This is a genomic window from Stenotrophomonas sp. 71799_Sma (assembly GCF_056482505.1).
In genome coordinates this window covers 1,169,484-1,193,312 of the sequence record NZ_CM151202.1, presented here as the reverse complement: position 1 = coordinate 1,193,312, position 23,829 = coordinate 1,169,484, and the positions used below count along the sequence as shown (strand labels likewise).

The 23,829-nt window shown below is 65.5% G+C and carries 19 protein-coding genes; 11 read left to right on the top strand and 8 right to left on the bottom strand.

Annotation, left to right across the window (positions count from 1 at the left end; genetic code table 11):
• Nucleotides 1-2 precede the first annotated feature (2 nt).
• From murD to ACZK4Z_RS05590, 3 genes are all read right to left on the bottom strand, one after another.
• The gene (murD, locus tag ACZK4Z_RS05600) at nucleotides 3-1,412 is read right to left on the bottom strand and encodes a UDP-N-acetylmuramoyl-L-alanine--D-glutamate ligase (RefSeq protein ID WP_125894210.1); all 1,410 of its coding nucleotides are present in this window, start codon (nucleotides 1,410-1,412) and stop codon (nucleotides 3-5) included.
• Nucleotides 1,393-2,745 (bottom strand): UDP-N-acetyl-alpha-D-muramoyl-L-alanyl-L-glutamate epimerase, encoded by a 1,353-nt coding sequence (gene murL / locus ACZK4Z_RS05595; RefSeq protein WP_125894208.1) that lies wholly within the window; start codon nucleotides 2,743-2,745, stop codon nucleotides 1,393-1,395. Before murL ends, murD begins: the two co-directional genes overlap by 20 nt.
• Nucleotides 2,746-2,821: 76 nt before the next feature.
• A complete protein-coding gene (locus ACZK4Z_RS05590) occupies nucleotides 2,822-5,416 on the bottom strand; it encodes a bifunctional aspartate kinase/diaminopimelate decarboxylase (protein ID WP_100437481.1) in 2,595 nt (864 codons plus the stop codon).
• Between the two features lie 75 nt (nucleotides 5,417-5,491).
• Here ACZK4Z_RS05590 and ACZK4Z_RS05585 point away from each other — a divergent pair, with 75 nt between their 5' ends.
• A complete protein-coding gene (locus tag ACZK4Z_RS05585) occupies nucleotides 5,492-6,364 on the top strand; it encodes a PhzF family phenazine biosynthesis protein (protein ID WP_293794692.1) in 873 nt (290 codons plus the stop codon).
• Nucleotides 6,365-6,497: 133 nt separating this feature from the next.
• Nucleotides 6,498-7,376 carry a PhzF family phenazine biosynthesis protein gene (locus ACZK4Z_RS05580; protein WP_125894204.1) on the top strand — a complete coding sequence of 293 codons (879 nt, stop codon included), beginning with the start codon at nucleotides 6,498-6,500 and terminating at the stop codon, nucleotides 7,374-7,376.
• Nucleotides 7,377-7,538: 162 nt separating this feature from the next.
• Here the strand turns inward: ACZK4Z_RS05580 and ACZK4Z_RS05575 are convergent, their stop codons facing one another.
• A complete protein-coding gene (locus ACZK4Z_RS05575) occupies nucleotides 7,539-7,970 on the bottom strand; it encodes an OsmC family protein (protein WP_005408443.1) in 432 nt (143 codons plus the stop codon).
• Between the two features lie 371 nt (nucleotides 7,971-8,341).
• Between ACZK4Z_RS05575 and ACZK4Z_RS05570 the strand changes: the two genes are divergently transcribed.
• From ACZK4Z_RS05570 to ACZK4Z_RS05555, 4 genes are all read left to right on the top strand, one after another.
• Complete coding sequence (locus tag ACZK4Z_RS05570) at nucleotides 8,342-8,740, top strand: HU family DNA-binding protein (RefSeq protein WP_010483539.1); 399 nt, start codon at nucleotides 8,342-8,344, stop codon at nucleotides 8,738-8,740.
• Between the two features lie 254 nt (nucleotides 8,741-8,994).
• Nucleotides 8,995-9,303 (top strand): DUF3861 family protein, encoded by a 309-nt coding sequence (locus tag ACZK4Z_RS05565; RefSeq protein ID WP_032129232.1) that lies wholly within the window; start codon nucleotides 8,995-8,997, stop codon nucleotides 9,301-9,303.
• A gap of 55 nt (nucleotides 9,304-9,358) precedes the next feature.
• Nucleotides 9,359-9,907 carry a hypothetical protein gene (locus ACZK4Z_RS05560; protein WP_125894202.1) on the top strand — a complete coding sequence of 183 codons (549 nt, stop codon included), beginning with the start codon at nucleotides 9,359-9,361 and terminating at the stop codon, nucleotides 9,905-9,907.
• Between the two features lie 81 nt (nucleotides 9,908-9,988).
• Nucleotides 9,989-10,585 carry a YceB family lipoprotein gene (locus tag ACZK4Z_RS05555; protein WP_012510326.1) on the top strand — a complete coding sequence of 199 codons (597 nt, stop codon included), beginning with the start codon at nucleotides 9,989-9,991 and terminating at the stop codon, nucleotides 10,583-10,585.
• A 72-nt stretch (nucleotides 10,586-10,657) separates the two neighbouring features.
• Here the strand turns inward: ACZK4Z_RS05555 and ACZK4Z_RS05550 are convergent, their stop codons facing one another.
• Nucleotides 10,658-11,125: an SET domain-containing protein gene (locus ACZK4Z_RS05550; RefSeq protein ID WP_012479369.1), complete on the bottom strand. Its 468-nt coding sequence runs from the start codon at nucleotides 11,123-11,125 to the stop codon at nucleotides 10,658-10,660.
• A 209-nt stretch (nucleotides 11,126-11,334) separates the two neighbouring features.
• Between ACZK4Z_RS05550 and ACZK4Z_RS05545 the strand changes: the two genes are divergently transcribed.
• The 5 genes from ACZK4Z_RS05545 to ACZK4Z_RS05525 all read left to right on the top strand — a co-directional run bounded on the left by ACZK4Z_RS05545 (nucleotide 11,335) and on the right by ACZK4Z_RS05525 (nucleotide 16,637).
• The gene (locus ACZK4Z_RS05545; protein ID WP_005408436.1) at nucleotides 11,335-11,790 is read left to right on the top strand and encodes an SUF system Fe-S cluster assembly regulator; all 456 of its coding nucleotides are present in this window, start codon (nucleotides 11,335-11,337) and stop codon (nucleotides 11,788-11,790) included.
• 17 nt (nucleotides 11,791-11,807) lie between these two features.
• Nucleotides 11,808-13,283, top strand: coding sequence for a Fe-S cluster assembly protein SufB (gene sufB / locus ACZK4Z_RS05540; protein ID WP_043396952.1), 1,476 nt, complete (start codon nucleotides 11,808-11,810; stop codon nucleotides 13,281-13,283).
• 74 nt (nucleotides 13,284-13,357) lie between these two features.
• Nucleotides 13,358-14,122 carry a Fe-S cluster assembly ATPase SufC gene (gene sufC / locus ACZK4Z_RS05535; RefSeq protein WP_125894200.1) on the top strand — a complete coding sequence of 255 codons (765 nt, stop codon included), beginning with the start codon at nucleotides 13,358-13,360 and terminating at the stop codon, nucleotides 14,120-14,122.
• Entirely contained in the window at nucleotides 14,122-15,384 is a 1,263-nt protein-coding gene (gene sufD, locus ACZK4Z_RS05530; protein WP_125894198.1) for a Fe-S cluster assembly protein SufD, read from the top strand. The genes sufC and sufD overlap by 1 nt, the downstream gene beginning before the upstream one ends.
• On the top strand, nucleotides 15,381-16,637 hold the full coding sequence (locus ACZK4Z_RS05525; RefSeq protein WP_005408431.1) for a cysteine desulfurase: 1,257 nt from the start codon (nucleotides 15,381-15,383) through the stop codon (nucleotides 16,635-16,637). The genes sufD and ACZK4Z_RS05525 overlap by 4 nt, the downstream gene beginning before the upstream one ends.
• 643 nt (nucleotides 16,638-17,280) lie before the next feature.
• Here ACZK4Z_RS05525 and ACZK4Z_RS05520 read toward each other — a convergent pair.
• The 3 genes from ACZK4Z_RS05520 to ACZK4Z_RS05510 are packed head-to-tail and all read right to left on the bottom strand — an operon-like array spanning nucleotide 17,281 to nucleotide 23,793.
• Nucleotides 17,281-17,601 (bottom strand): apurinic/apyrimidinic endonuclease family protein, encoded by a 321-nt coding sequence (locus ACZK4Z_RS05520; protein ID WP_125894193.1) that lies wholly within the window; start codon nucleotides 17,599-17,601, stop codon nucleotides 17,281-17,283.
• 3 nt (nucleotides 17,602-17,604) lie between these two features.
• Nucleotides 17,605-18,459, bottom strand: a complete 855-nt coding sequence (locus tag ACZK4Z_RS05515) for an RHS repeat-associated core domain-containing protein (protein WP_219630964.1) — start codon at nucleotides 18,457-18,459, stop codon at nucleotides 17,605-17,607.
• Between the two features lie 3 nt (nucleotides 18,460-18,462).
• Complete coding sequence (locus ACZK4Z_RS05510) at nucleotides 18,463-23,793, bottom strand: wall-associated protein (protein WP_125894191.1); 5,331 nt, start codon at nucleotides 23,791-23,793, stop codon at nucleotides 18,463-18,465.
• Between the last annotated feature and the right edge of the window lie 36 nt (nucleotides 23,794-23,829).

The window sequence follows — 23,829 nt, the reverse complement described above, 5'->3', positions numbered from 1 at the left end:
CTTCAAGCGATACCCAGCCCGGGAATCGCGCTGATGCTCTCCGGGTCAAACCCAGCCAGCTCAGCGAAATGACGGCCACGCGCCACGTAATCCCGGTAGGCACCAAAGCTCGGCGCGCCAGGCGACAGCAATACCACCCCGCCCTCAGAACCCAGCGCAGAACGCGCCAAAGCGATTGCCTCCGGCAGATCGCCGGCGGCGTGCAGACCGAAGCGACCGGCATCGGCCAGCGGCTGCAGCATCGCGTGGATGCGCGGGCCGTTGCTGCCCATCGTCACGATCTCCACCGGCGGCACGTCGTGCGCCATGTGCTGCATGAAATCGGTCCAGTCCAGGCCACGGTCATGCCCGCCCACCAGCAGCGCGATGCGCTGGCCGGCGAAGCACTCCAGCGCGGCCAGGCTGGCATGCGGCGTGGTGCTGATCGAATCGTTGACGTAGGTCAGGCCATCGGCCGCGCCGATGCGCTGCAGGCGATTCGGCAGCGGACGGAAATCCTGCACCGCCGGTGCCAGCGCCACGGCGTCCAGCCCCAGCGCTTCCAGCGCCGCCAGTACCGCACACAGGTTGCCGCGGTTGTGGCGACCCGGCAGCGGCGTGTTGCGGGTATCGAACACGGCCTGCTCGCCGCGATGCACGATGTCACCGCGCATGTGCCAGCCCTGCGGCTGGTTGAACCAGACCACTTCGCTATCGGGCAGCGACAGCGCAGCCAGATGCGGATCGGCGGCATTGAGCACGGCGATGCGCGGTGCGGCTTCAGTCACCAGCCGCAGCTTGTCCTCGATGTAACGCTGCTCGCTGCCGTGCCAATCCAGGTGCTCCGGGAACAGGTTCAGCACCACCGCTACCTGCGGATGGGCGCCACTGCGCGCCACTTCGCCGGTCTGGTAGCTGGACAGTTCCACCGCCCAGTACTCGGGCGCGGGCTGCGGATCCAGCACTTCCAGCAGCGGCAGGCCGATGTTGCCGACCAGGCCGGTGCGGTGGCCGGCGGCACGCAGCAGGTGCGCGACCAGCGCGGTGGTGGTGCTCTTGCCCTTGGTGCCGGTCACGCACACGGTGTCGTGCACGATGCCATCGGCACCCGCATGCTCGGCAAACCACAGCGCGGTGCCACCGATGAAGGTGGTGCCCTGCCCCGCCGCCGCCAGCGCGACCGGCTGGTAGGGGCTGATCCCGGGCGACTTGATCACCACGTCGAACGCGGCCAGCGCTTCAGCAGAAGGCTCGCCACGCACATCCAGCGCGCCCCGCGTTTCTGCGCGTGCGGCCTCGACTTCTGCCGCCGGGCAGAACAGGCTCAGCGGCAGCGTGGGCAGGCGCTCGCGCAGCACCGCAAACGCGGCGCGGCCCTCACGGCCCCAGCCCCACAGCGCAACGCGCTTTCCTTCAAGCTTCGAAATCTTCACGCACCCGTTCCCACAGCGCAGCCGGAACGCGGTGCTCGCCCTGCAGCTGCAGCAGCGGTGCCAGTTCCAGTTCGGCGGCATCCAGCTGCGGCTGGATCTCATTGCAGAAGCGCTTCACCAGCACGTCTTCCTTCCACTCCGGGCGCTGCGCCAGGGTCGCCATCGCCGCACGCGATTCGCGGCCTTCGCCCACGCACTCGAACGGCTTGTGGTCCTGGAATTCCAGCAGTGCATCGAAGCCACCGGCCTGCTCGGCATCGTCCAGCAGGTTGCGGCCAAAGATGCGCACCAGGCGCGTCTTGGGCATGAACGGGGCCAGCGCCAGGAACACGAAATGGCACTTCGGGCAGACACCGCACCAGCGGTTCACCGGGCGCTCGCCGAGGATGTGGAAGTTACGGTTGCAGCTGGAGAAATGCGCGTCGTAGAAATCGGTCTTGGCGAACTGGCGGGCCACTGCCAGCTCCGACATCGGGCGCAGCAGCGAGTAGTACTGCAGGTCCGCCGCTACGTGCGTCTGCACATGGCTGCCGAACGCCTGCTCGAATGCCCAGCCCTTGGACCACTGGTGGTTCACTTCGCCGGTGCCCGGAATCTGGCTGCCGTAGCTGGCCGAACGTTCGTTGGAGAACACCACCTGGTCCACGCCCTGCAGCAGCGCGGCCAGCACCATGATCGCCGAGTTCACCGCAGTGACCGGGATATGCCCGTTCCACGCACCCTGGCGGTTCAGCTCGAACAGTTCCGGCGCCAGCGCGCGGCCCAGGTTCAGCGTCGGCAGGCCGGTGCGTTCAGCGCAGGCACGGATCAGCTGCGAGCCACCGATCCAGGTCACCGTCTCGTCCACGCCGGCACGGCGCAGCGCTTCGATGCTGACCAGCGAATCCTTGCCGCCACCGATCGCCACCAGCGCGTGCGGCTGCAGGCCCAGCACCGGCGCCTGCACTGCCTCGCCTTGCACCGGCAGGCGGAAGCGCCCGCGCAGGTTCAGGCCGTTGCGGTAGGCAAATTCACCCAGGCCATTGAGGTAGACCGTCTCCACCAGCGCAGCGGTATCGGCATCGATGGCGTAGCTGTCGATGCTGACCGTCTCCGGCACGCCCGCCTTGTAGTAGCTGACACCGGCGATCAGGTGCAGCAGCTGCAGCGCGCGCTGCACAGCGGCGGTACGCGCTTCGTCCAGCATGAACGGGGCGCCCGGCACGGTGATGGTTTCCACCATCTCCGGGCCGTCATCAAAGGCGTAGACCAGCTTGGCCACGCCGGTGTCCGCGGCGAATTCGCAGCGGACGAAGCGGAAGCGGGAAACCTGGTGTTTGTCGAAAGCAGTCATGGTGTATCCGGTCAGGCACGGGCCCGCGCGATGGCGCGGGGCGTGTCGGTGGGCGGGTGCAGGGCGCGCGCGGCGATCATTCGATCACGTCTTCGCGCGGCAGCATCCGCTGGTTGTAGGTGTTGGCCATCGAATAGCCGTAGGCGCCGGCATCGGCGATCAGCATCACGTCGTCCGGTGCGGTCGACACCGGCAGCTTGCGGCGCTTGCCGAACACATCGCTGGATTCGCAGATCGGGCCGACCACGTCGAATGCCGCTTCGGCATAACCGCCCTGGCGGCTGAGGTTCTCGATGTCGTGCCAGGCGTCGTACAGGGCCGGGCGCATCAGTGCGTTCATGCCGGCATCCAGGCCAACACGGCGCACGCCGTCCTTCTCCACCACCTGGGTGACATGGGTCAGCAGCACGCCGGACTCGGCCACCAGGTAGCGGCCCGGCTCGATCGCCAGCCGGAACGCCGGGTGCAGCGCCTTGACCTCGGCCAGGCCCTCGGCCCAGGCATCCAGATCGAACGGCTCGTCTTCGTCGCTGTACGGAATCGGCAGGCCACCGCCGATATCGATGGTGTGCACGCTGCCGATGCGGCGGGCGAAGCCGGCCAGCTCATCGCACATCAGGCGCCAGTGCTGCGCGGTTTCCACGCCGCTGCCCAGGTGCGCATGCAGGCCGACCACGCGGCTGCCCAGATCGGTGGCCGCGCGCACGAACTCATCGACGCGGGCGATCGGCAGGCCGAACTTGGAGTCCTTGCCGCCGGTGCGGACCTTGGCATGGTGGCCTTCGCCACGGCCCAGATCCACGCGCAGCCACAGCTCGCGGTTGCGGAACAGGTCCGGCCAGCGCTGCAGCGCTTCGACGTTGTCGACGGTGACGGTCACGCCCAGCGCGAACGCGGCTTCGTACTCGCTGCGCGGGCAGAAGCTGGGGGTGAACAGCACACGCTTGGGCGACAGTTCCGGCAGGTGCTGGAACACGTGCTTCAGTTCGCCGTGCGAGACGCACTCCAGGCCGAAGCCCTCGGCTTCCAGCAGCTGCAGGATGGCCGGGTGGCTGTTGGCCTTGATCGCGTAGTAGCGCTGGTCGATCGGCTTGATCGCGGCCAGCGCGCGGGCACGGGCGCGCACGGTCGGCAGGTGGTAGACATAGCGCGGCGTACCGGCGTCGGCCAGCTGCAGCAGGTGCGCCCGCTGGCCCCGCCACCACGGCGTGCCACGCGGGCGCACGGTGCCGGCGATCTCGCGCCAGCGTGGGCCGAACACTTCGGTCTCTTCCACCGGCATCGCACCGCTGTCGATCAGCTCGGCGTGCAGGATCGGCAGCAGGCCATCGGCATCGGCTTCGTCGATGACGAAGGTCAGGTTCAGGTCGTTGGACGACTGCGAGATCATGTGCACGCGCTCGCGGCCGAAGGTGGCCCACACGTCCGACAGCTTGTGCAGCAGCGAGCGCATGCCGCGACCAACCAGGGTGATCGCCGCGCACGGCACGATCACCTTCACCTTGCAGATCTGCGACAGGTCGGCCGACAGCGCGGCCAGCACATCGGTGTTGACCAGGTTCTCGGACGGATCCAGCGATACGGTGACGTTGGTTTCGGCCGAACCGATCAGGTCCACCGACAGGCCATGCTTCTTGAACAGGTTGAACACATCGGCCAGGAAGCCGACCTGCTGCCACATGCCGATGCCTTCCATCGACACCAGCACGATGCCGTTGCGGCGGCTGATCGCCTTCACGCCCGGGACCGGTGCAGCGCTGCCATCGATGCTGGTGCCCGGCAGTTCCGGGCGCTCGGTATCGAGGATGGCCATCGGCACGCCGGCATCGCGGCACGGCTTGATCGAGCGCGGGTGCAACACCTTGGCGCCAGTGGTGGCGATTTCCTGCGCCTCGTAATAGTCCAGGCGGGTCAGCAGGCGCGCGTCCGGCACGTCCTTCGGGTTGGCACTGAACATGCCCGGCACATCGGTCCAGATCTCCACGCGGCTGGCACCGAGCAGCGCACCGAAGTACGCCGCCGAGGTATCCGAGCCACCACGGCCGAGGATGGCGGTACCACCATCGGCATGCCGCGAAATGAAGCCCTGAGTGATCAGCAGGCGGGTCGGCTGCGCGCGGAAGCGCTGCATCCACTCCGCATCGGCACGCCACTGGCAGTTCACCGACAGCCGCTGCGACCAGTCGCTCTGGTTCGGCTGCGGCGGCATCGCGTCCAGCCACTGGCGGGCATCCATCCAGCCCATGTCCAGGCCCGAAGCGTGCAGATAAGCCGCGCCCAGGGTGGAGGACAGCAGTTCGCCCTGGCCCAGCACTTCGGCCTGCCACTGCAGCGGCCGGGTGGCCGCGCGCGCGTCGTCGAGCAGCCCCTGCAGCGCCGCCAGGCGCTCGGCCAGCACCTCGCGGCCCAGGCCGAGTTCAACCAGGAAGGCCTCGTGGCGTTCGACCAGCGCCGCCACGCGATCACGGCTGTCCGGCGCGCCATCGGCGATCGCGGTCAGTTCGTTGGTGACCCCGGACAGCGCCGAAACCACCACCAGCACGCGCGAGCCGGTCTCTTCCGCACGTTTTTTCGCCAGCTTCCCGATCGTGTCCCAGCGATGACGACGCGACACCGAGGTGCCGCCGAACTTCAGTACGATCCAACGATCGACAAGGGGGGAAGCTGACATGGATTGGCTATGTAGAATGTGGGGAAGCCGCCCTCGGGGGCGGAACCTTTGATTCTAAGCGCAATATCCTCGTAGATGGCCGTCCTCCGTTACCTGCAGCTCGATGTCTTCGCCCCCCGCCCCGGCACCGGCAACCCACTGGGCGCCATCCTGGACGCCGACGAGCTCTCCAGCAGCCAGATGCAGGCCCTGGCCGCCTGGCTGAACCTGTCCGAGACGGTGTTCTTCCTGCGCCCCAGCGCGCCCGGCGCCGATTACCACATCCGCATCTTCACCCCGACCCGCGAGCTGGCATTTGCCGGCCACCCCAGCGTCGGCGCCGCCTGGGCGGCGGTGATCTGCGGCCTGGCGCAACCACGCGACGGTGCCCTGCTGCAGCAATGCGCGGCGGGGTTGCTGCCGGTACGGGTGAGCGGCCCGGCCGAGGCACTGCAGATCCAACTGGCCAGCCCACCGGCGCAGCAACTGGACACAGCGGCGGACGGAGCGCCGGAAACGCTGCTGGCGCTGGCTGCCAGCGGGCACGTACCCGAACTATGGGACAACGGCGCTCGCTGGTGGCTGCTGCCGCTGCGCGACGCCTCCGCCGTACGCAACCTGGTGCCGGACATGGCCGCACTGGCCGACTGGAGCCTCGCCACTGATGCCACCGGCCTGGCCGTGTTCGCCGACGAAGCTGGCACCGACCACACCCGGGTGGTGCGCGCTTTCTGCCCCGCTGATGCGGCCGCCGTACCCGAGGACCCGGTGACCGGCAGCGCCAATGCCCTGATCGGTGCCTGGCTGCGGCAGCGCGATGCCCTGCCGGGCCGCGAGGGCCACTACGTGGCGAGCCAAGGCCGCGAAGTCGGCCGCGATGGCCGCGTGCAGGTGCAGGTCGATGCGCAGGGCACGGTCTGGATCGGCGGCCAGGTGCAGCCGGTCATCGACGGCCACATCCACTGGTAGCGCACGGAAAAAAGGGGGGACGGAGGGAATTAAGTCGCTTATGGCACATGGGGCAAAAGCGACTTAATTCCCTCCGTCCCCTTTTTGGTGCCCCGCGCTACGCTATGCGGCCTGTTTACTGGAGTGCCGCCTGATGTCCACCCGCCGTTTCCTGCAGCTGGATGTGTTTTCCCCGCGCGCCGGCGCCGGCAATCCGCTGGCCGTGGTGCTCGATGCCGAGGGCCTGGACGACGCCAGCATGCAGGCCATCGCGCGCTGGACGCGCCTGCCCGAAACCACCTTCGTGTTCCCGCCGCAGGTCGCCGGTGCCAGTTACCGGCTGCGCATGTTCAGCCCGCAGAAGGAAGTTCCGTTTGCCGGCCACCCCAGCGTCGGCACCGCGCATGCGGTGCTGCAGGCCGGCCTGGCCGCAGCGGTCGATGGTGTGCTGGTGCAGGACGGCATTGCCGGTGCCCTGCCGCTGCGCGTCAGCGGTGAAGGTGCGCAGCAGCGCATCGCCATCCGCACGCCGCGCGCGCAGCTGGCCGAGACTGCCGAGGCGACCGATCCACGCCTGCAGGCCGCACTGAAGGACTGGCCGCTGGGCACGCTGCCGCCGGCGCGGATGCAGGGCGGACGCAGCTGGTGGGTGGTGCAGGTGGCCGATGAGGCCGCATTGCGCGCATTGCAGCCGGACTGGGATGCGGTGGCCGCACTGGCCGAGTCCACCGACAGCATGGGCGTGTTTGCCTATGCCTTCAGCGATGGCAGCGAGGGCTTCGATCTGGCCGTACGTGCCTTCGTCGGCAATGGACGCCGCTTCGAGGACGCCGCCTCCGGTGCCGCCAATGCGGTGCTGGCCGCATGGCTGGACCTGCGCGATGCGCTGCCCCGTGGTCGCGCACCGTTCGAAGTCAGCCAGGGCCGCGAAGTCGGCCACGACGCGCGCCTGACCCTTTTCGTCGATGAAGACGGGGAAGTCTGGTCCGGTGGCCAGGTGCAGACGGTGATTACCGGCACCCTTGATTGGTGATTGTGATGGGGGGTGGTAGAGCCGAAGGCAGCGGCAGGAGCCGCTGCCAACGTCGGATGCGACGGCTCGGAGGGTGGCGGCCAGGAAGGCCGCCATAACGCTGGCCGGCTGTTACCTGGACCTCGACATCATGCGGTTGCCGGCCAGCGGCCGGCACTACCCTCAGCCCAGCTCGGCTTCCAGGCTGATCGGCACCGCGCTCAGCGCCTTGGACACCGGACAGTTCTGCTTGGCGTCATCGGCAATCGCACGGAACTGCGTCGCGTCGATGCCCGGCACCACCGCCTTCACCTTCAGCCGGATCTGCGACAGCTGCGGGCCGCCTTCCAGCGACAGATCGACCTTGGCTTCGGTATCCAGCGAAGTCGGGGTGAAGCCGGCTTCGCCGAGCTTGGCCGACAGCGCCATGGTGAAACAGCCGGCGTGCGCGGCAGCGATCAGCTCTTCCGGATTGGTGCCCTTTTCGTCGCCGAAGCGGCTGTTGAAGCCGTAGCGGGTCTTGTCCAGCAGCCCACTCTGCGGCGTGCTCAACTGCCCCTTGCCCGACTTCAGATCGCCTTCCCAGTGCGCGGTGGCGTGTCGCGAGATTCCCATGTGCTGCTCCTGCGTGACGGTGATGAACGGTCACCCTCGCACGGGAGGCGTTAGCCCTGCGTCGCTCCGCCACACGCCACAGGTCCACCGGAAACCGGACAACTGGTCACTTCTTCGCCAGGCCGGCGCGCATTTTTCCCTTGTTTTCAGTGGTTTCGCGCATTCCTCCGATGGGCGGGCGCGGACCATCGCGCGCGCTGCCACACCCCCTTCCCCCACTGCCAGCCATGTACTGAATCGGCCTGGATATGAAAAAACATGCACTTTCCACGCTTCGGGCTATTGGCGGCGCCCGAGAGTTGCCCTACATTGCGCTTGCCGACGGGGTTCGGCGCCGACCAAACAACCAACCGTTCACGGAACAGGAAACCATGGCAAAGACCGCTAAGAAGGCTGCCCCGAAGAAGGCAGTGAAGAAAGTCGCGACGAAGGCAGCCGCCAAGCCGGCCGCTCCGAAGCCGATCAAGGAAGTGCTGACCAAGTCCGGCCTGGTTGCACACATCGCTGAAGCCTCCGGCGTCATCGCCAAGGACGTCCGCGCTGTGCTGGCCTCGCTTGAAAGCGCCGTCGCCTCCTCGGTGCACAAGAAGGGCGCTGGCTCCTTCACCCTGCCGGGCCTGCTGAAGATCACCACCGTCAATGTGCCGGCCAAGCCGAAGCGCAAGGGCATCAACCCGTTCACCAAGGAAGAGCAGTGGTTCGCTGCCAAGCCGGCCACCACCAAGCTGAAGGTGCGTCCGCTGAAGAAGCTGAAGGACGCCGCGCTGTAAGCGCGCGCCCCAACGCGGATTCCGACGGGACGGCTCTGGCCGTCCCGTTTTTTTTGTCCCAACCACAGCCCGCAACACAGCGTTGCCGCATCCCCGGGAATGCGCGTACAGGCCCGTCGCCATTGGCTGGACGTGGTCCGTTGCGGCCCCGGAACGTACCGGGTGGAACACTGCGTGCAGCCCCGGCCATCGCCGCCGAGCACGGCCTTGACTAAGGTGGGCACATCCTCCACAGCTACGGCGAGCACACCCTCATGGCCAGCCCCTCCACCCGCTACCGGATCTCGGTGACCCCCATCGAAAAGGACGGGTTGCAGTGCACCGGGCGCTGCACCATCGAACTGGAACATCGCGCAAGCCGCGACCTGATGCGCCTGCTGGAAGCAGCACCGCGTACCGCTGGTATCAGCGGCGACGAGCGCGCGACGCTGGTGATCGCCACCCAGCTGCTGCGCGACATCGTGCAGCGCCACGCCGACACCGAAGGGCATGCCCTGGCCGCCATCGCCACGCAGGTGCTGCCGGCGCTGGATGCACTGGAACAGCTGCCCTCCTCCCGCTGATCGCGGAACAGCCGATACACTGCCTCCTTCCGTTCGCCTCGGGGAGGAGGCAGACATGCGCAGGTTCCTGATACTGCTCGCACCGCTGGTGCTGCTGGCCTGTTCCCGGCCGACATCGCAATCCGATCCAGCGGATGCCACACCGTCGGCCACGGCCGAGGCGGCTGCCCGCACGAAGTCGCAGACCGCCGCAGAAGGCGATGCACCGACCGTGCAGGCCATCGATGTCGATCCCCTGTTTGCCGCCGTCGCGGCCGAGGCCGAGCTGCCGGCGGGAATGCTCAATGCCTATGTCATGGCCCTGCTCAATCGCGATCGCAAGGCCGTCGACGCCGCGTGGACCTTCCCGCCCAGCGATGCACGACGCGCCGACGATGCCGCATTGCGCCAGCTCACGGACGTGCGCAGCCTGCGCCTGACCAGCGAACTACCGATCGCGCGCGACGGTCACCAGCCGCCGCAGCTGCTGGAGGTTCCGGTACAGATCCGCGCAGTGACCCCTGAGGGCACCTTCCGCTTCGGCGGCTGGTACCGGGTGCAACCCCGTGCCGATGGCCGCGCCTGGCAGATCCAGTCGGCGCAACTGCGGCCAACGCTGGACTGAACCGTTGCAGCGGCATGCACGCGCGATTCAGCCGGCACGGCTACTCTTTGATTCGTCCATTCATATCCACCGGTCACCGCCATGCGCCTGCGTTCACTGATGACCCGCCTCGCGGCCTCCACCGTGCTGATCGCCGCTGCGATCGGCGCCCAGGCCGCCCCTTCCATTTCCGGCCGCGAACTGTCGGTCGGCGCCAGCGACGTGCAGCAGTACCTCGATGGCAGCTTCCCGCGCACCCAGGACGCCCTCGGCGGCCTGATCGCCCTGACCATGAGTCACCCGCAACTGAGTCTTCCGGCCGGCGAACGGTTGAACCTGGGCATGGATGTGGCACTGGCCACCGCCGGTGGCAACCCGGCCAAGCTGGGCACGGTGAAGCTCAGCAGTGGACTGCGCTACGACGCGCAGACCCAGGGCTTCCACCTGCAGCAGCCGAGCGTGGATGACTTCACCCCGGCCAACCAGGGCGGTCGCCTCGATTCGCGCACCCGCGGCCTGCTCAATGCCTGGCTGAGCGACTACGCCCAGCGCGAACCGATCTACAAGCTGGACCCGGCCGTGGCCGGCCTGCTCGGCGCCCTGCAGGTGCAGTCGGCGCAGGTGAAGAACGGCAAGCTGGTGGTCACCTTCAACCAGAACCTGGGCAACCTGGTGCCGGCAGGCGTCCTGGGTAAGTAAGGTAGTGCCGGCCGCTGGCCGGCACGCTTTTCACATGTGTGCCGGCCAGCGGCCGGCACTACCCGCTGCGGGTCAGCGCTTGGGCTGCAGCATGGTGCCGGTGCACTTGGGCGAGCCGCAGCGGCACTCCCAGATCTTCTTCAGCTTGGCGGTGTGACGCTCGGCCAGGGTGATGCCGTAGTTGTAGGTCAACTCTTCGCCGGCCTTGATATCGCGCAGCGCCTCGATGAACACCTTGTCGCCGCGGCTGTCGCCGTCCTCGTCTTCCTCGATCACCGCCTCGCAGTTCGGGTCGCAGCTGTGGTTGATCCAGCGCGCGTCATTGCCCTTGTAGTTGGCATCGATCACCCAGTCGTCGTTGAGGGTGAACAGGAAGGTATGGCCACTTTCGACGTCGCCGCTGTCATCGGCATCAACGTCGCCGTGGCTGCGCAGCAGGCCCTTGTACTGGATCACGCGCTCGCCCTGCTTGATCGGGGCCACGGCGAACACGCCGTTGCCATGGATGGCGGACTTGCGGGCTTGGATCTTCTTCGGCATCGGCACGGGCTGTTTGCAGCGAATGGAACAGGGATTCTCGCCCATTCCGGGTGATTGCGAAAATCACCCCGTTGGCGCAGCATTGCGCCCTGGCAACGGCCCCGGTGTGTCCTCCCGGCCCGGCCCCAGCGCCGGCTGAATGCCCGGGTTGGATGGCGGCGAATAAAAGCGTACAATTTCAGTCCGCTTTAAGAACCACTCGCATCCCCATGTTGCGCGTCACCAAACTCACCGATTACGCCACCGTCGTGCTGACCGTGCTCGCCGCCCGTCCGGGCGAGGTGCTCAGTGCCACCGAGCTGGCCGAATTCACCGGTCTGGAGCCGCCCACCGTCAGCAAGGTGCTCAAGCCGCTGGCCCAGGCCGGCCTGGTTGAAGGCCTGCGCGGCGTCCGTGGCGGCTATCGCCTGACCCGCCCGGCCATCGAGATCTCGCTGTTCGAAGTGGTCGAAGCGATGGAAGGGCCGCTGGCCCTGACCGAATGCAGCCACGACCACCATCAGTGCGGCATGGCGCCCAAGTGCGGCGCGCGCAGCAGCTGGCGGCTGATCAACGACGTGGTTTCCGAGGCCCTGCGCGATGTCACCCTTGCGCAGATCCTGCCCCCTCTCCCCCTTGCCGATGACGAACAGCGCCGCACCATCGCTGTCGACGTCGTCTCCTGATCCGTAGGCAGCCCCCCATGGCCACCGAAACCATCGAAAACGTCGCCCACGACGACACCCCCAACCGCGAGATCCACGAGCAGCTCGGCCGCAAGTATTCGGCCGGCTTCATCACCGAGATCGAATCGGACTCCCTGCCGCCGGGCCTGGACGAGGACACCATCCGTGCCCTGTCGGCCAAGAAGGAAGAGCCGGAGTGGATGACGCAGTGGCGCCTGGACGCCTACCGCCACTTCCTGACCATGCCGATGCCGGACTGGGCCAAGCTGGAGATCGCGCCGATCGACCTGCAGGCGCTCAGCTACTACTCCGCGCCGAAGGGCCCGAAGTACGCCTCGCTGGATGACGTGCCGAAGGAACTTCTGGACACCTACGACAAGCTGGGCGTGCCGCTGCACGAGCGTGCCAAGCTGGCCGGCGTGGCGGTGGACGCGGTGTTCGACTCGGTGTCCGTCGGCACCACGTTCCGCAAGGAACTGGCCGAGAAGGGCATCATTTTCTGCTCGATGTCCGAGGCCATCAAGGAACACCCGGAACTGGTCCGCCAGTACCTGGGCACCGTGGTGCCGGTGGGCGACAACTACTTCGCCGCGCTCAACTCGGCGGTGTTCTCCGATGGCAGCTTCGTGTTCATTCCCAAAGGCGTTCGCTGCCCGATGGAACTGAGCACCTACTTCCGCATCAATGCCGGCCACACCGGCCAGTTCGAGCGCACCCTGATCGTGTGCGAGGACAAGGCTTACGTGTCCTACCTGGAAGGCTGCACCGCGCCGATGCGCGACGAGAACCAGCTGCACGCTGCGGTGGTCGAGCTGGTCGCGCTGGAAGATGCGGAGATCAAGTACTCCACCGTGCAGAACTGGTACCCGGGCGACGAGAACGGCGTCGGCGGCATCTACAACTTCGTCACCAAGCGTGCCGAGTGCCGTGGTGCGCGCAGCAAGGTCACCTGGACCCAGGTCGAAACCGGCTCGGCGATCACCTGGAAGTACCCGTCCTGCGTGCTGCTGGGCGACGACTCGGTCGGTGAGTTCCACTCCGTGGCGCTGACCCATCACCGCCAGCAGGCCGACACCGGCACCAAGATGATCCACGTCGGCAAGCGCACCAAGAGCAAGATCGTCAGCAAAGGCATCAGCGCCGGCCGCGGCCAGAACACCTACCGCGGCCTGGTGCGTGTGGACCGCAATGCCGATGGCGCGCGCAACTACACCCAGTGTGATTCCCTGCTGATCGGCAAGCAGTGCGGCGCACACACCTTCCCCTACATCGAGGTGAAGAACCCGGGCGCCACCGTCGAGCACGAGGCCACCACCTCCAAGATTTCCGACGACCAGCTGTTCTACTGCCGCGCCCGTGGCATCAGCCAGGAAGACGCGGTGTCGATGATCGTCGACGGCTTCTGCAAGCAGGTGTTCCGCGAACTGCCGATGGAGTTCGCGGTGGAAGCCAAGAAGCTGCTGGAAGTCTCGCTGGAAGGTTCGGTGGGCTGACCGCCCGCCCCTGCCCCTCGCAAACGCATTCTCTTTACCGGCGGGCCGCGGCCCGCCCCACGGAAACCCCCACCATGCTGAAGATCGAAAACCTCCACGCCCGCATCGGCGACAAGGAAATCCTCAAGGGCCTGTCGCTGGACGTCCAGCCGGGCCAGGTGCACGCCATCATGGGCCCGAACGGCGCCGGCAAGTCCACCCTGGGCAATGTCCTGGCCGGCCGCGACGGCTACGAAGTGACCGAAGGCAGCGTGCAGTTCGACGGCGTCGACCTGCTGGGGCAGGACCCGGAAGCGCGCGCCGCCGCCGGCCTGTTCCTGGCGTTCCAGTACCCGGTGGAAATCCCGGGCGTGAACAACACCTACTTCCTGCGCGCGGCACTGAACGCCCAGCGCAAGGCGCGCGGTGAGGAAGAACTCGATTCCATGCAGTTCCTCAAGCTGGTGCGCCAGAAGCTGGCCGTGCTGCACCTGAAGGACGAACTGCTGCACCGTGGCGTCAACGAAGGCTTCTCCGGCGGCGAGAAGAAGCGCAACGAGATCTTCCAGCTGGCCGTGCTGGAACCGAAGCTGGCGATCCTGGACGAGACCGACTCGGGCCTGGACATCGACGCGCTGAAGAGCGTGGCCGATGGTGTCAACGCACTGCGCGCCGCCGACCGCTCGTTCCTGGTCATCACCCACTACCAGCGCCTGCTGGACTACATCAAGCCGGACGTGGTGCACGTGCTGGCCGATGGCCGCATCGTCAAGAGTGGCGGCCCGGAGCTGGCACTGGAACTGGAAGCGCACGGCTATGATTTCCTGAAGGACCGGGTTGTGCCCGAGGCGGCGGTCTGATGAGCGCCCTGCTTGATTCGATGGCCCAGGCCTTCTGCGGCAGCGATGCGCGCCGCGAAGTGCTGGATGCAGCCCTGCGCGACGGCCTGCCGGCCGCCCGCAACGAGGCCTGGAAGTACACCTCGCTGCGCCAGCTGGAACGCCGTGCGTTCGCGGCTGCACCACTGCAGGGCCCGGCGCTGGATGCCGCGCTGCTGGAGGACATCCCGGCACCGCGCCTGGTGTTCATCAACGGCCGCCTGGATGCCGCGCTGAGCGACGTGCAGGCGCTGCCAGCCGGCGTGCAGCTGCAGCCGCTGTCGGCCGCACTGGCCGCCGGCGAAGACGCCGTGCGTTTCCTTGGCCGCCGCTACGAGCACAGCGAGGAGATCTTCGCCCGCCTGAATGCCGCGCTGGCCGATGAAGGCGTGGTGCTGCGCGTGGATGAAGGCGTACAGGTCGACGTGCCGCTGCAGCTGGTGTTCGCCAGCGTTGCCGGCGAGACCGACCTGGCCTGGCACCACCGCCACCTGATCGAACTTCGTGCCGGCGCCAGCCTGGGCGTGGTCGAGCATCGCTTCAGCGTGGGTGACTCCGCCCACCTGGACAACACCGTGCTGCATGCCCACGTCGCCCGTGATGCCGTGCTCAAGCACGCCCGCGTGCAGGCCGGCAGCGCGCGCCAGACCAGCTTCCTGCGCACCGACGCGGTGCTGGCCCGCGACGCGCAGTACCACCGCGTCGACCTGGAACTAGGCGCCGCGCTCAGCCGCCATGAACTGAACGTGCGCCTGGAAGGCGACAATGCCCAGCTGACCGCCAACGGCGTGCTGCTTGGCAATGGCCGCCGCCACGTCGAAACCCGTCTGGGCATCGACCACATCGCACGCGATACCGCCTGCGAACTGCTGTGGCGCGGCGTCGCCGCCAACCGCAGCCGCGTGGTGTTCCATGGTGGCATCCAGATCCGCGAAGGCGCCGATGGCACCGATGCCAACCTGTCCAACAAGAACCTGCTGCTGTCGGCCGATGCCGAGATCGACACCCAGCCGACGCTGGTGATCGATGCCGATGAAGTGAAGGCCGCGCACGGCGCGACCGTCGGCCAGCTCGATGCCAATGCGCTGTTCTACCTGCGCTCGCGCGGCCTGCCGCAGGCACAGGCGCAGGCACTGCTGAGCGCCGCGTTCTGCCACGAGCCGCTGAAGATCCTGCCCGACGCACTGCGTGCGCAGCTGGCACGTCGCCTGGACAAGGCCCTCGCCGAGGCGGGTGTGGCATGAACCTGTCCACGCCGCGACCGATCGAAGAACGCACCGGCGCCCCCGACTGGGACCGCGTCCGTCTCGACTTCCCGCTGTTGATGCGTGAAGTGCACGGCAAGCCGCTGGTCTATTTCGACAACGCCAACACCGGCCAGAAGCCGGTGCAGGTGATCGGCGCGGTGGACGAGTTCTACCGCCGCTACAACGCCAACGTCAGCCGCGCGGTGCATGCACTGGGCAGCGAAGCCACCGATGCCTACGAAGGCGCACGCAACAAGCTGGCGCGCTTCCTCAACGTGCGCCCCAGCGACCTGGTGCTGTGCAGTGGCACCACCTTCGCCATCAACCTGGTGGCCTACTCGTGGGCGCTGCCACGGCTGAAGGCCGGTGACGTGATCCTGATCACGCGCATGGAGCACCACGCCAACATCGTGCCGTGGCAGCTGGTCGCGCAGCGTACCGGCGCCACCATCCGCGTGGCCGAGATCACGCCCGACGGCGCACTCGATCTGGATGCGCTGCGCGCGGCAATGACCCCGGAGGTCAAGCTGCTGGCGGTCACCCACGTCTCGAACGTGCTGGGCACGGTCAACCCGGTGCGCGAGATCTGCCGCGAAGCGCGCAAGCGCGGCATCATCACCGTGGTCGATGGCTCGCAGGCGGTACCGCACCGCAAGGTCGACGTCGCCGCGATCGGCTGCGATTTCTACGCCATCACCGGCCACAAGATGTGCGGCCCGACCGGCACCGGCGCACTGTGGGCGCGCCGCGAGCATCTGGATGCGATGCCGCCGTTCCTCGGCGGCGGCGAGATGATCAAGGAAGTCAGCTTCGACGGCACCGTGTTCAACGATGCCCCGCACAAGTTCGAAGCCGGCACCCCGAACATCGCCGGTTTCATCGGCCTGGGTGTGGCTGCCGACTACCTGCAGCAGCTTGGCCAGGAGAACGTGGAAGCCCGCGAAGCCGAACTGCTGGCGCACTTCACCGAAGAGCTGCGCCGCGTCGACGGCCTGCGCATCATCGGCGAAGCGCCGGAGAAGGCTGCGGTGGTCTCTTTCCTGATCGATGGCGCGCATGCGCACGACCTGGCGACCCTGCTCGACCTGGAAGGCGTGGCCGTGCGCTCGGGCCAACACTGCGCACACCCGCTGCTGCAGTACTTCGGCGTCGCGGCTACCTGCCGAGCTTCGCTGGCGTTCTACAACACGCATGCCGAGATCGAGCGGTTCATGACGGCATTGACGAAGGTGCGAAAGCTGCTGGGCTGAGGATTCGCCAGAATCGGGGAAGTATGAGAGCGCCGCAGGAAACTGCGGCGTTTTTTTATTGCGCGCTGGACGAAAGCAAGCAGAGGCGTGACCGGGAAACACCGAGTGATGCCAGGAACGGGCAATCTCACCGTAATGCCGATCCATCCACCATCAACGGCCTTGAGGCGCCGTCTTTTACATGCCAACAAGCATGGATACCCCGGAGGCAATCAAGAAGACGTACATCATCACGACGCCCCTCAACACCCACCGTTCCCCCTGATGGAGCGTCTGCCCTTTGGAAGTAAGGGCAAGCACTGCAATACCGCGCAAGCACCTAAGCCACCAATCAACCTTGATGATTCCGACTGCAGCGAGTACTTCCGGCCGTTCACGCTCGATTTTAAGCAGTATCCTGTGAGCCGCAGATGCGTTTATCCACATGGCGCCTAGAATAATGGAAGCCAAAATGGGGAAGCTTTCAACAAACCCTGGCACTCAGCTCCTCCTTTTGAGGCTACTCCATCAAATAGCACCTGCACACCCAATCTTCTACGCAGCAAACAGCTATGGAACCGATGCGTTCAAGGGCGCAATATGACCTCTGATGTATTCCGCGGGGCCATCAACGTCCTCAGCTGCGCCAGCAAACCCTCCTCATCTAGCGGCCTTCCTTAATTCCGTCATCAGAGGCAGCAATGCCATCATCAATGTAGAGGTGAACATTGTCTTTGCCAATCAGACGCGCATACAGGGTAACCACCTGATCTGCTCTTACCAGTGCGGAGCAAATCTCTCGAGTAGCGAAGACCCTGTCCCCCGCGACCACGCGTCGCCACAGGTCACCCAGCAGCACGTCATCCGCTGAAGTTAATGTTTCAATGGCTGAAACCTCCCAGATATCTCCAGGTCCCGCGAGCGACTCGAGTGCATCAGCAACTGCTCTCCCTGTAATAGGAAATTGGGCAAACCCTTCACTCATGACCTACCCTCCATTCAATGGTCTTTCATCGCCACGCATTGGTGTTCCGCCCGTCTTATTCGGAACATACGGGTGTTCATGTGGATTCACATGCTGACTTGGGCGACCGTGGTCAGTGAAATCAATGTCTTTCACCGGCTTTCCATCCCCATCGAACTCTCGAGCCTGATCATATCGTGACTTCCTTCCGTCCTTCTGACCAAGCTGAGTATGTGGTCCTTTTGCACCAGGATCCGGGGTGGGATTTCCGTGTTGATCTCGCGGTAGATCTCGATCAGGAAATCGATTTCCAGAACCTTCGCCACCTGCTGATTCCGGCTTAGAACTATCAGGCTTTTTCTCCGTGCGAGGAGAACCTTTGGGAGCAGCCTTGGGAGCGGGCTTTGGCGATGCCTTTGGCAAAATCTTAGGAAGAATTTTCTTTATCAATTCCGCGATTAGCTTACCGATCCGCCCATCTGGATCGGCATACTTGTAAGGATTCCCATTCGCATAGAGATATCTCGCAAAATTTCCTCCCGTCACCGTATCCGCCGCGACGGGATCAACTGAAAGGAATACGCCAGTACTTGGGTCGAAATACCTCTGCTGCATGTAGATCAACCCGGTCCCCGAGTCCGTCACATGCCCCGTATATCCCGGCCCATCCTTCAACGGCCGGTTGACCACCGCCCCATACGGCTCATACACCGTACGCTCGATGACATTTCCACCAGCATCGGTGATCGCCACCGGTGAACCCAGTGCATCAGTGTGGATGTACTCGACGACTTCCTGTGCAACTGCCGGAGCCACGCAGGCCACCAGCACCACCACCGCGAGTACCGCCCGAATCAACAGCGAAGAGAGTCCGTTCATGGCTTAGTCCCAACTCAGTACGCCGCGGGTGACCGGCCGTTCGGCCGACCACGGTGAGCAACCACCTGCGTTGCAGGCACGCACGCGATACTCATGCGCGCAGTATGCCCCGCCACTGTCGTTCACGTAGGTCTGGGGGCCCGTGTACAAACGCTGGCCACCGCCACCGCTTTCGAGCTGATACTCCGTTGCATCTGCCACCGGGCTCCACCCGGCAGAACACTGGACCTGATAAGGCGGCCTGCGTGTGGTCAGCCACTCTGCCAGATAAAGGCTCGTCGCCCCCGGCGGCAACACCACCGCAACAGTCACGACTCCGGAGTACGGACTGCACCCAGCGAAGTTGCACGCCCTCACACGATAGGCGTAGCTGCCTTTGCCACGGCTGGCACCAAAGCTGTTCCCGCCGCCGTTATGCACCACCGTCCAGCCACCACCATTGGCACTCTCCTCCAGCACGAAGCTCTCGCTGTTGGCCGGCACCGACCAGCTCAGGCTGTACTGCGGCACGTTCACCAGGCCCGGCGCGCTGATCACCGGCTCGATCGTCGGCGGCCCGATCACCGCTACCGTCGACGTGGCCGACCACGGCCCGCAGCCTGCGCCATTGCAGGCGGCAACCCGATAACCATAGCTGCCCACACCACGCACAGCGGTGGCATAGGAACCCGCGTTGCCGTCGAACAGCGTGACCCATCCGCCACCATTACTGCTCTCCTGCAAGGTGTAACGCGTGGCACCAGCCACCCCGTTCCAGCCAATGCCGATACTACCCGGCGCAGCGCGTGCCGGCGCAGAGAGACCTGGCGCAGTGGCAGGCGGATACACCACCGTCACCGCAGCCGTGGCGCTGTATCCCGTGCACCCCACCGGGTTACATGCGCGAACCCGGTAGTTGTAGCTTCCCGCTGCCTTGCCACTGAAGGCCTTGGACTGACCGATGGCGTTGTGCACCTGGACCCAAGCGCCGCCATTGGCGCTTTCCTCCAGCTCATAGCGCTCGGCACCGGAGGCCGCAGACCATGCCACGCTGTAACTGCCATTGAAGGCCGTGGCAGGCAGGTTCAAGGTCGGTACGGTGGATGGCGCCAATGCCACGGCCACTGATGCGACATTGCTCCATCCGCCGCACACCGTCCTGCAACCGCGCACGCGGAACTGATAGGTTCCCGTGACCAGACCGGTGCTGGTGAACGATTGCGCCGCGCCATCGAAGACCGTACTCCAGGTGCCTGCAAGGGCACGCTGCAACTCATAGCGGTTGGCACCACCGGCAGGGCTCCAGGTCAGGTTCACGCTGCCCTGGGTGATGTAGCCCGGCGCACTCAGCGCGGGAACGCTGGGTGCGGCTTCACCATGCACCTGGGAGACCAGGCTGCCTGACAGATAGAGATAGTCGGTCTGCTTGCCGGTGCGTTCGTTACGCTGGAATCGCAGCACGCCGCCGTTGTCGTAGAACGAGTAGATTGCCCCCTTGCCACTGGCCCCGCCCTTCACCCGGCGACCGTGGGCGTCGTACTCGTAGCTCTCTGCCGTCCCCGCCGCGCGCAGCCGGTTGCCGTAGTCAAACGTGAAAGCTTGACCATTGCGCACCGAAAGATTGCCCTGCACGTCATAGCCAAGACCGGTCACGGTCGCCCCGGTTCCGGTTTCGATCACGTTGACCAGCCGATTGGTCGGATCGAAATAGTGCGTACGATCGCGGCTGCCAACCTTGGCACGGCGCAGGTTGTCCAGCGCGTCATACTCATACAATGCGTTGCCGAAGCCCGGTGCAGTGACCGTCCGCAACCGGTCCAGGCCGTCATAGGTCATATCCCGGTTACCGGGCGCCCCGGGCAGGCCATCGGAAATGGCCATCACGTTGCCGCCAGCATCGTAGTCATAGCTGTCATCCAGCACTGCGGCCGCTGCGGTGGCATCGCGGCTGCGGTCGGGCAGCCCGCGGGCATTCTGGGTCAACGTGTGCACGATCCCATTGCCATATACGAAGCGGGCCAACGCGCCGTTGGCAAAGTAACTGGCCTCCTTCGCATAGCCGCCGACCGTCGTCGCCCGACCCAGTGCGTCCGGCGTATAGCTGACGACACGCCCACCCGGATAGGTATTGCTGGCCAGTGTGCCGTTGGCATCGTAGCCATAGGCCAGGCTCAGGCTTCCCAGATCCGGATGCTGCAGGGTTTCGCCGCTGAGCAGGCGGCGGCGGTTGTACTGGTAGCGGTTGACGACCATCGGCCGGGCCGGATCGTTCTGCGTGCTGATCTCGGCCGGCAGACCATCAGGCGCGTAGGACCAGTTCTGATTTCCGCGCCCATCCGGGAAGATCAGGGACGACAAGCGGTTGGCGGCGTCGTAACTACGCTTCACCGCACGTCCGCTGGCCAGGGCTTCACTTCGGTTGCAGTCGGTGGTGCTGGTCAAACCCGTGCCGGCCGCCGACCACAGCACGTTGCCTGCCGCGTCGTAGTCCTGCACGGTCGCACCGGTTTCCGGCTCGATGGTCTTGCACAGCTGCTGGTAGCCGTCATAGACGTAGCGGCGGGTGAGCGACTGGCTGCCGTCTGCATTGCGGCGGGTGATCGCCAGCGGCTTGCCCAGCGTGTCGCGCTGGATCTCGGTCACCACGCCTTCCGGGTGCTGCAGCGTCAGCGGCATCTCGTAGCTGGGCTGGTCGTAGGCAAGATGACGGGTCGTCGTGGCCTGGCCGCGGGGGTTGGTCACCTTCACCGACAGGTTGCCCACGTACTCGGTGCGGGTAACCAGTGCCCCAAGCTCGGACGATTGACTGACCACGGTGGGGCGGCCCAACGCGTCGTACTGCGTCGTGGTGCCGGTCAGGGCGGCATTGATATCGGAGAGCTGCCGCGTGGGATACGAGGCAAACACGGTCTTGCCGCTGGTGTCGTAGCGGGTCACCACGGCGCTGTCCAGCACGTTGTTGGCGTTCTCGGTCACCAGCACCGGGCGGAACATCGCATCCAGGTAGGTATCCGTGCGCCGCCCGCCCTGCGTGCGCGAGTGCTTCCATGCGCCGGCGGGCACCCCCAGCTGCGCGCCACCCAGTCGCTGCAGGTCCATGGTTACGCCATTCCAGTTCACGCTGTCGCCGCCAGGGAACTGCTGGCTGCGCAGCCTGCCCATGCTGTCGTAGCTGAAGCTGGTGGTTGCGCCGGTTTCGTCGGTCAGCGAGGTGATCCAACCGTTGTCGTCCACGGCAACCGTGCGCACTGCACCATTGGGCGCTTCGGGCGTGGCCGGCATGCGGAGCTGCTGCGGAACACCACGCTTCCATCCCGACAGATGGCTGGTATTTCCACGGCCATCGGCCACCGAGGCAACCGTGCCGTCGGCTGCGTAGGTCACCTGCTGCGCCAGGCGGCCAAATGCGTAGGCTCGCAGCGGCAGTGCTTTGGCCGTATCGAATTCGGTGCGGGACTGTTCGATGCCATTGAGCACACTGCGCGCCGTCTGGCCGTTCACCCATAGCGCGGGATTGTCGTAGTAGCTGGTGCTGGTGGTGCGACTCTGGCCTGCGGAATTGGCTTCTGCGACGGTGACTTCGCGGACGAAGGCATCAAAGGCCTGCACAGTACGCGTGAACTGCACGCCATCCTGATTCACAACCGTGCTCTGCACTGGGCGATTCAGATGCTCTCCCAGTTCCCTGGCCCCGTACTTGAGATTCCGGCCCGCCTCGCGCGGGAACGGCGCGCTGGCAAGCTGCGCGTCCGGGTAGTAGTTGCTGCGCTCGATGCGAACCACCGCGCCACCAGAGCTGGTAGTCGTGGACAGCAATAGACCGTCGTTGTAGCCGACTTCCTTACCGAATTCGTAGGTCCGAATAACCCCATCGGGTAGGGTTTCAATCGTTATCTTGGGCTCTGCCTGCCCCACCGGAATCATCGGCCACCCGGCCTGGTCGACTCTCCTGTCGTACTGCCACCCCAGATTGGTGTACTGATAGCTCCACTGCGCGGTGGGCATCCCCGGGCCGCTTATCCGCTTTGCCACCAAAGACATCGCGTCCCGATAGAGGGGCGTGAGATTCCATCCGTCGGCCAGCAACTGATCGTCGCCGGAGGTCTGGCAGTTGAACGGAACATTCTTGCGCCCGTGTCGGAACGGTCGAAACACAAAAGTACCGAGTGCGCCAGAGGGATGTGTGACAGTAGCCGTGACCTCGGTCTGCACAATCTTGTTCGTCTTCGCGCACAGCCCAGCGAAGTCCATGTAGGCTGAAGGGTCCTGCCCGGTGTATTCGGGGTACTTCTTCGTCACGTGGACCGGAGGCAGGTCGTAACGCCAGGCGGAGCCATCCGGCAGCGTCACCGACTGCAACACACCGGCCGGAGTGTAGCCATAGGTCCAGGTGCGGCCCGCTGCTGTTGCGGTTGCGATGCGGCCCAGGGAGTCATAGGCAAGGCTGATGCTGCGCCCATCGTTGGCAACGATTCGATCCAGCCGCCCGCCACTCCATTCGTAGCGGACCCAGTTGCCGAAACGATCGACAACCTGGGATGGATAGAGGAAGACCTTTTTCCGTTTCAGCGTGGCATGGGTGATGGTGTCGTAGGGCTGGAGAACGGCAGACTCGTTCTCGCGCGCCACCATCCAGTCGAAGTAGTACTTGGTTCCGTCTGGCGCGTGGCCCAGGAAACCTTCGCCCGGCTGGCCGCTCTTGAGCGCACTGAGGCATGAGAAGAACCATCCCCCTTTTGTGTTCCAAGGCGTTGGCGTGCCAATCTGGGGCGTTGGCTGGCGTGCGTCCCCGCTGCCCGCCAGGACGGTTTCACCGCCTCCGCCCGGCAATGAAAGCCTCACCCCATCCCAATAGGTGTGGGGAGAAAAATTGATGGTCTGGGTATGCTTGTAATTCCAGACATCCAGCGACGGGGGTGCGGTAACTGTCGAGCAACGGGCGCTTGGCATCCAATGCCCGCCGATCGCGGTTTCGGGCTGGTCTCCGTATGTGCCTGAAAGCGACGGAATGTCGAGATCCCAGTTTCCATATTCCTTGTCATTTGCACCGCCGCTGACATCCCCGTAGCTGCGGCTGAGTGAAACCGCGAGCCCGCCATTGCCTGGAATCGAAATATCCGTGGCCTTGAAGCTGATCGAGCCGTCATAGAGGTTGACCTGCTCGCCGAAGATCTCGCCCTTCAGCGGTTCGACAAGGTCCCCGTACTTCAGCCGCTTGTCGTACTCCTGGCGCCAGGTGGGAACGATCTGGGCTGAAACGCCGACCGGTGCCAGCACACACAGGGCAATGACACCGAGAAACAGACCCTTGGCAGCCGTTGCGGCGCGCGGATGAGAAATGAGGCCAGACTGCATGAAGATCCTCCCTGGATCGACGTCCCTGTGTGCCCC